At 75.7% G+C, this 7,149-nt stretch carries 4 protein-coding genes; 2 read left to right on the top strand and 2 right to left on the bottom strand.

Features of this window, described 5'->3' with window-relative positions; translation table 11 throughout:
- A partial coding sequence (locus tag AB0J52_RS21005) for an AfsR/SARP family transcriptional regulator (RefSeq protein ID WP_500183344.1) occupies positions 1–2,718 on the bottom strand: 2,718 nt, incomplete at its 3' end.
- 212 nt (positions 2,719–2,930) lie between these two features.
- Here AB0J52_RS21005 and AB0J52_RS21000 point away from each other — a divergent pair.
- The gene (locus AB0J52_RS21000; protein ID WP_500183343.1) at positions 2,931–4,646 is read left to right on the top strand and encodes an ExeM/NucH family extracellular endonuclease; all 1,716 of its coding nucleotides are present in this window, start codon (positions 2,931–2,933) and stop codon (positions 4,644–4,646) included.
- Between the two features lie 60 nt (positions 4,647–4,706).
- Here AB0J52_RS21000 and gabT read toward each other — a convergent pair whose 3' ends face one another.
- Positions 4,707–6,047: a 4-aminobutyrate--2-oxoglutarate transaminase gene (gene gabT / locus AB0J52_RS20995; RefSeq protein WP_500183342.1), complete on the bottom strand. Its 1,341-nt coding sequence runs from the start codon at positions 6,045–6,047 to the stop codon at positions 4,707–4,709.
- 202 nt (positions 6,048–6,249) lie between these two features.
- Between gabT and AB0J52_RS20990 the strand changes: the two genes are divergently transcribed.
- A partial coding sequence (locus AB0J52_RS20990) for a PucR family transcriptional regulator ligand-binding domain-containing protein (protein ID WP_500183340.1) occupies positions 6,250–7,149 on the top strand: 900 nt, incomplete at its 3' end.

The raw sequence follows: 7,149 nt of genomic DNA, 5'->3' as shown, positions 1-7,149 counted from the left end.
GAGGGACTGCGCGGCGGTGTCGGCGGCGTCCTGGAACTGGCCCAGGGCGAGCCGTGTCTCGGCCATCCGCATGAGGACCTGCGCCTCGCGGAGCGGGAGCGAGTGCGTCCAGCAGACCGCGAGGGCCTCGTCGTAGGCGGCGAGCGCCTCGACGTGCCGGTCCAGCGACCCCAGGATCTGCCCGACCAGGTAGAGCGCGTAGGCGACGGCGACCGGCGCGTCCGCGCGGCGGGCCAGGGCGAGCGCCTGGTACCCGGCGGCGAGCGCGGACGCCCGGTCGCCCATGCCCAGGTGGAGCTGCGCGATGTTCGCCAGCCGGGTCGCCTGCCCGCGGACGTTCCCCATCCGGACGTCCAGGGCCAGCACCTCCTCGCAGCGCCGCAGGCTGGCGGCGTGGTCGCGGCGGTAGAACGCGTCCAGGGCCAGGACGCTCAGCGCCTCGGCGAGGGCGGGCTCGTCGCCCAGCTCGCGGCCGAGCCGGGCGGCGCGTCCGACCAGCGCCGCGCCGCCGGGACGCTTGGCGCAGTGGATCAGGTGGTAGCCGAGGACGAACGAGGCGGCCATCTCCGCGCGCCGGTTCCCCGCCGCGAGCGCGGCGTCCAGCAGCGCCCGGGCGGCGGCGACCAGCTCGGTCCAGCGGGGGCCGTCGTCGAGTTGCTGGGCGAGGGCGAGGGTCAGCTCGGCGACGCCGTCCAGCGGCAAGACGGGGTCGGCGGCGTACCGCGTGACCAGCCCGAGCAGCTCCGAGAGGTGGTCGGTCGTCCACTGGCTCGCGGCGTTGGCCGAGGCGAACCGGGGCGGGCGGCAGCGGGCCGCGGCGGCGCGGCTCTCGCCGAGCAGGGCGAGCGCCTCGCGCTGCGCCTCCAGGTGGTGGGCGAGGAGCCGGGCGAGCGCGGCGCGCCGCTCGGCGGGGCCGCGACGTTCGCCGAGCGCGCGGGCGAACGGCAGCGTCAGGTGCGAGTAGCGGTACCGGCGCGGCGCGGGCGAGTCGAGCATGCCGGCTTCGACGAGCGCGTCGGCGAGGTCCTCGGCCTCCTCCTCGCCGGTGCCGAGCAGGGCGGCGGCGGTGGCGGCGGAGAGCACCGGCGCGTCCGAGAGGGCGAGCAGCCGGAACGCGCGGGCCTGCTCGGCGTCCAGCCGGTCGTAGGCGGACTGGAAGGCGGACTCGACGGCCAGCCCGCCGAACCGCAGCTCCGCGAGGCGGCGGCGGCCGTCGGCGAGGCGCGCGAGCAGGCGTTCCACCGTCCAGCCGGGACGGGCGGCCAGTCGGGACGCGGCGATCCGGACGGCGAGCGGCAGCCGGTCGCACAGCCTCAGCACCTCCTCGGCGGCGGACCGCTCGGCTGCCGTGCGCCCCTCCCCCGCGACGCGTGTGAACAGGGCGAGGGCGTCGCGGCGGTCGAACGCGCCGAGGTCGAGGTGCCGGTCCACGGGCAGCGCGGCCGGACGGCTCCGCGCGGCGACCAGCACCGCGCAGCCCGATCCGCCCGGCAGCAGCGGACGCAGCCGCGCGGTGTCGTCTGCGCCGTCCAGGACGACCAGCACCTTCCGGTCGGCGAGCCAGGAGCGGTAGAGGGCGGCGGCCGTGGCGAGGTCGTCCGGCTGGTGCGCGTCCGGGACGCCGAGCCGCCGCAGGAACCCGCGCAGCACCTCGCCCGGCCCGGCCGGCTCGGCCCCTGCCGCCGAGCCGCCGAGGTCGGCGTACAGGACGCCGTCCGGGAAGGAGCCGGACGCGGCGTGCGCGGCCTGCACGGCCAGCGCCGTCTTGCCGACGCCCACGCCGCCGGAGAGCGTCACGATGACGGGCGCGCGGCCGCGCCGTCCGCCTCGGTCGGGTTCGGTGAGGGTCGTGAGCAGGCTCGCCAGCTCGCGTGTCCGGCCGACGAAGTCGGGGAGGGCGTCCGGGAGGCGCCCGATGTCCGCCCGCGCGGCGGGCCCGGTCCGACCCGCCGTCCCGGGTTCCGGAGCGGAGCGGAGGATGCGCTGGTGCAGGTCCTGGAGCGCGGCGCTCGGACGGGCGCCCAGCTCTTCGGCGAGCGCCCGGCGGACGGTCGCGTAGGCGTCCAGCGCCTCGGCGCGGCGGCCGCTGCGCCACAGGGCCAGCATGCGCAGGCCGTGCAGGCTCTCGCGCAGCGGGTGGCTCGCCGCGAGCGCGGCCAGTTCGACGGCCGCCTCGACATGGCCTCCCAAGGCCAGGTCGGCGGCCAGCCGTGCTTCCAGCGCCCCGAGCCGAAGCAGCCGGAGACGTTCGCGATGTGCCGCGGCGGACGGTCCGGGCAGGCCGACCAGGGGTTCGCCGCCCCACAGGGCGTCGGCGTCCAGGAGCAGGCGGCGGGCCTCGGCGTGGTCGCCGCGCTCGGCGGCGGCGCGGCCGTCCTGGACGAGCCGTTCGAACACCGCCGCGTCGACCGCCTCCGGCGGGACGCGCAGCGCGTATCCGCCGCCGACCGAGACCAGCACGCGCGGCCGGGTCCGGTCCTCCTCCAGCGCGCCGCGCAGCCGGGACACGTACGTGCGGATCATGCCGACCGCGCGGACGGGCGGTTCGCCCTCCCAGAGCGCGGCGACCAGCTCGCCGATGCCCGCGGTCCGGCCGCCGCGCAGCAGCAGGAAGGCGAGCAGCGCGCCCTGCTGCGGCGGTCCCGTGCCGATCCGGGCGGCGCCGCGCCGGACGGTCAGCGTCCCGAGCAGCGTGCAGCACAGTGGTGTGGAGGTCACCGTCGAAGCCTCTCGCATCCGGCCCGCGCGTGACCGGCCTCGGTCCCGGTCCGGTCAGCGGCGGACGTGAACGATACCGCTCCGTCCCGGTAGTCGGCTTCTGTCCGACATGTCCCGTAGACCCCTGCATTCACCGCATCTCATTACAAATTGGTGGAGTCTTCATGCTTGGTTCTGTTTCGGGCGGATCGGCCCCCCTACGCTCCCGTCCCATGCGCCGAAAAGCAGCAGCATTCGCGACCGCGGCCGTCGCCGCCGCCGGGCTCGCCGGATACTCCGGCCCCGCCCGCGCCGAGACCCCCGCGACCGCGTGCGAGACGCCCGCCGACCACCGGATCGCCCAGGTCCAGGGGTCCGCGGCCGCGTCGCCCCTGGCCGGGCAGACCGTCCGCGTCGAGGGCGTCGTGACCGGCGACTTCCGCCGGACCGACCAGCTCAAGGGGTTCTACATCCAGGACCCCGCCCCGGACGCCGACCCGGCGACCTCCGAGGGCCTGTTCGTGTACTCCACCCAGGACGTCAAGGCGGGCGACCGCGTCCTGGTCACCGGCAAGGTGACCGAATACAGCGGGCTGACCGAGCTGTCGCCCGCGTCCGCCGTGGACGTCTGCGGCACCGGCACCGCCGTCCGGCCGGCCGACGTCCGGCTCCCGCTCCCCGAGGGCGTGACGATGGAGCGGTACGAGGGCATGCTCGTCCGCTTCAAGCAGCGCCTCACCGCCACCGAGGTGTACGACCTCGGCCGCTACGGCGAGGTGTCGCTGTCGTCGGCCGGACGCCTGTTCAACCCGACCGAGGGCCGCGGCCGGACGCAGGAGTGGAACGACGCCCACCGCGTCCTGCTGGACGACGGGTCGAACGTCCAGAACCCGCCCGTCCCGCCGTACACCAAGCCGAGGGTCCTGCGCGTCGGCGACTCCACGACCGGCCTCACCGCGATCATGTCGCAGGGGTTCGGCAGCTACCGGCTCGAACCGGTCAGGCTGCCGAAGTTCGCGCGGACCAACCCGCGCCACGCCAAGCCGTCGCCCGTCGGCGGTGACGTGCGCGTCGCGAGCTTCAACACCGAGAACTGGTTCACCACGCTGAACAAGCGCGGCGCGGCCACCGCCGAGGAGCGCGACCGGCAGCTCGCCAAGCTGGTCGCCGCGATCAAGGGCCTGAACCCCGACGTCGCGGGCCTCATGGAGGTCGAGAACAACGACGCCGCGGGCGCCGACTCCGCCATCCAGACCCTCGTCGACAAGCTGAACGCCGAGGTCGGCGCGGGCACCTACGCGTGGATCCGGCACCCGAACCCGGGCACCGACGAGATCCATGTCGCGGCGATCTACAAGCCCGCCAGGGTCCGGCCGGTCGGCGCGGCGCGCTCGTCCGACGCGCCCGTCTTCGAGCGCCCGCCGCTCGTGCAGACCTTCTCCCGCGCCAACGGCAAGGGCGCGCGATTCACGCTCATCGCCAACCACTTCAAGTCCAAGGGCTGCACCGGCGCTACCGGCGCGGACAAGGACCAGGGCGACGGCCAGGGCTGCTTCAACCCGCGCCGCGTCGCGCAGGCGAAGGCCGTCGCGGACCTCGCCGCCCAGGAGACCAACCCGGTCGTGCTCGGCGACCTGAACGCCTACACCGCCGAGGACCCGGTGAAGGCGCTGGTCGGCGGCGGGCTCGTCGGCCAGACCGAGCGGTTCGTCAAGCCGGCGCAGCGCTACAGCTACGTCTTCCAGGGCCAGTCCGGCGAGCTGGACCACGTCCTCACCGGCAAGGCGCTGTCCAGGCGCGTCACCGGCGCGGCGATCTGGCACATCAACGCGGACGAGCCGCTCGCCGAGGGCTACCCGACCAAGTACAACCCGCCGTACCTGTACCACCCGGACGCGTACCGCTCGTCCGACCACGACCCCGTCGTGATCGGCCTGAACCTGCGCTGACGTCCACTCCCCAACGGCCGAGGCCCGGAGCGCGCTCCGGGCCTCTTCGCGCGGGACGGCTCAGCCGGTCACGGCGTCGAAGGCGTCGGCGAGGATGCCGAGGCCCTCGTCGAGCAGGTGGTCCGGGATGACCAGCGGCGGCAGGAAGCGCAGCACGTTGCCGTAGGTCCCGGCGGTGAGGACGAGCAGCCCGGCGGCGTGGCAGCGGCGCGCCACCTCGGCGGTGACCTCGGGGTTCGGGTCCTTGGTGCCGGGCTGGACCAGCTCGATCGCGATCATCGCGCCGCGTCCCCGGACGTCCCCGATCACCTCGTGCTTGGCGGCCAGCTCCCGCAGCCTCGGCAGCATCGTGTCGCCGATGGCGCGGGCGCGCTCGACCAGTCCCTCGGACTCGATCTCCTCCAGGACGCCCAGGGCCGCCTCGCAGGCGAGCGGGTTGCCGCCGTAGGTGCCGCCGAGGCCGCCGCCGTGCACCTGGTCCATGATGTCGGCGCGGCCGGTGACGGCGGCGAGCGGCAGGCCGCCCGCGATGCCCTTCGCGGTGGTGATCAGGTCCGGGACGATGCCCTCGTGCTCGCACGCGAACAGGTGCCCGGTGCGCGCGAAGCCGGTCTGCACCTCGTCGGCGACGAACAGGATGCCGTGGTCCCGGGCGAACTCGGCGATGCGCGGCAGGAAGCCCGGCGCGGGCTCGATGAAGCCGCCCTCGCCCGCGATCGGCTCGATCACGACGGCCGCCACGTTCTCCGGGCCGATCTGCTTGGTGATCTGGTCGATCGCCTGCGCGGCGGCCTCCGGCCCGCAGTTCTCCGGCCCGGACGGCCAGCGGAACGGGTAGGCGAGCGGCATCCGGTAGACCTCGGGCGCGTACGGCCCGAACCCCTGCTTGTAGGGCATGTTCTTGGCGGTCAGCGTCATCGTCAGCAGCGTCCGGCCGTGGTAGCCGTGGTCGAACACCACGACGGCCTGCCGCCCGGTCGCGTACCGGGCGATCTTGACGGCGTTCTCCACCGCCTCCGCGCCGCTGTTGACCAGGATCGACCGCTTCTCGTGGTCGCCCGGCGTGAGGGTGTTCAGCGCCTCGCACACCCGCACGTACGACTCGTACGGCGCGACCATGAAACAGGTGTGGGTGAACCTCTCGACCTGGGCCTTCACCCGCTCGACCACGCGCGGGTTGGCGTTGCCGACGTTGGTGACGGCGATGCCGGAGCCGAAGTCGATCAGCGAGTTGCCGTCGGCGTCCACCACGACGCCGCCGCCCGCGTCCGTCACGTACACCGGCAGCACGCTGCCGACGCCGGGCGGGACGGCCGCCTTGCGGCGCTCCTGCAACTCCCGGGAGCGGGGGCCGGGGATCTCCGTGACGATGCGCCGTTCCTGCGCGATTTCGCTGGTCATGCGGCCGACGGTAGACCGGCGGGGCCGTAGGCTGAACTCGCCGCGGCGGCGAATCGCCGCCGCGCCGCTCGCCCTCACGGAAGGACCCCGGACGCGCCGCCCGGCCGTCCCGACGAAAGGCCCCGGACGTGCCGCCCGGCCCGTCCCGAAGAAGGGGCCCGGACGTGCCGACTCGGCCCGTCCCCAAGGAAAGGAGGCGGACGTGCCGCCCCGCCTCGCCGCCGTCGCCGCGCTGCCCCGGCTCGGCCTGCGTCCCCTGACGCCCGTCCCGGCGGACGCGCCGGTCGCCTGGGTCGCGGTCAGCGAGCTGGAGGACCCGGCCGCCTACCTGGAGGGCGGCGAGCTGCTGCTCACCACCGGCATGCGGCTGACCCCGGACAACGCCGACGGGTACGTCGCGCGGCTGGTGCGCCGGGGCGTCGCCGGGGTCGGCTTCGGGATCGGGGTCGTGCACGACGCGGTGCCCCCGGCCCTGGTCGCCGCCGCGCGGACGCACGGCCTGGCGCTGCTGGAGGTGCCGCGCGCCACGCCGTTCATCGCGGTCGGCAAGGCCGTCTCCCGGATGCTCGCCGCCGAGTGGTACGAGGACGTCACCCGCGCCTTCCAGGCCCAGCGCGCCCTGTCCCGCGCGGCGCTGGACGGGCCGTCCGCCGTGATCGTCCGGCTCGCCCGCGAGCTGGGCGGATGGGCGTTGCTGCTGGACGCCGCCGGGGCCGTCCGGCATGCCGAGCCCGCGTCCGCCGCGTCCCGGGCCGCCGCCCTGCTCCCCGACCTGGCCCGGCTCCGCCCGGCCGCGTCCACCGCCGTCCCGCGCGGGTCGGGGGCGCGCGGACGGGCGGTCGTGGGCAGCCTGTCCCTGGTGGACGGGGACGCGCACGTGGTCGTCCAGGGGATCGGGCTGGGCGACCGGCCGCTCGGCTTCCTCGCCGTCGGGACCCCCGAGCCGCTGCCGCACGTGGCGCACACGATCGTCGGCGCGGCGGCGGCGCTGCTCACCCTCCGCTCGGAGACACCGCGCTCCGGGCGGGACCTCCGGGCGGCGCTCGCGGCGGCGCTGCTCGGGCTGCCGTCGCCGGACCGGGCCGCGCCCCGGTTCCCCGCG

The sequence above is a fragment of the Spirillospora sp. NPDC049652 genome, from assembly GCF_040675125.1.
Lineage (GTDB): Bacteria > Actinomycetota > Actinomycetes > Streptosporangiales > Streptosporangiaceae > Spirillospora.
Note: the sequence above shows the minus strand (reverse complement) of the source record. Positions and strands in the feature narration are given on the sequence as shown.

Excerpts from the sequence above, each read along its gene's own strand:
- AB0J52_RS21000 (WP_500183343.1), top strand. The coding sequence starts at position 2,931 with ATGCGCCGAAAAGCAGCAGCATTCGCGACCGCGGCCGTCGCCGCCGCC.
- gabT (WP_500183342.1), bottom strand. The coding sequence starts at position 6,047 with ATGACCAGCGAAATCGCGCAGGAACGGCGCATCGTCACGGAGATCCCC.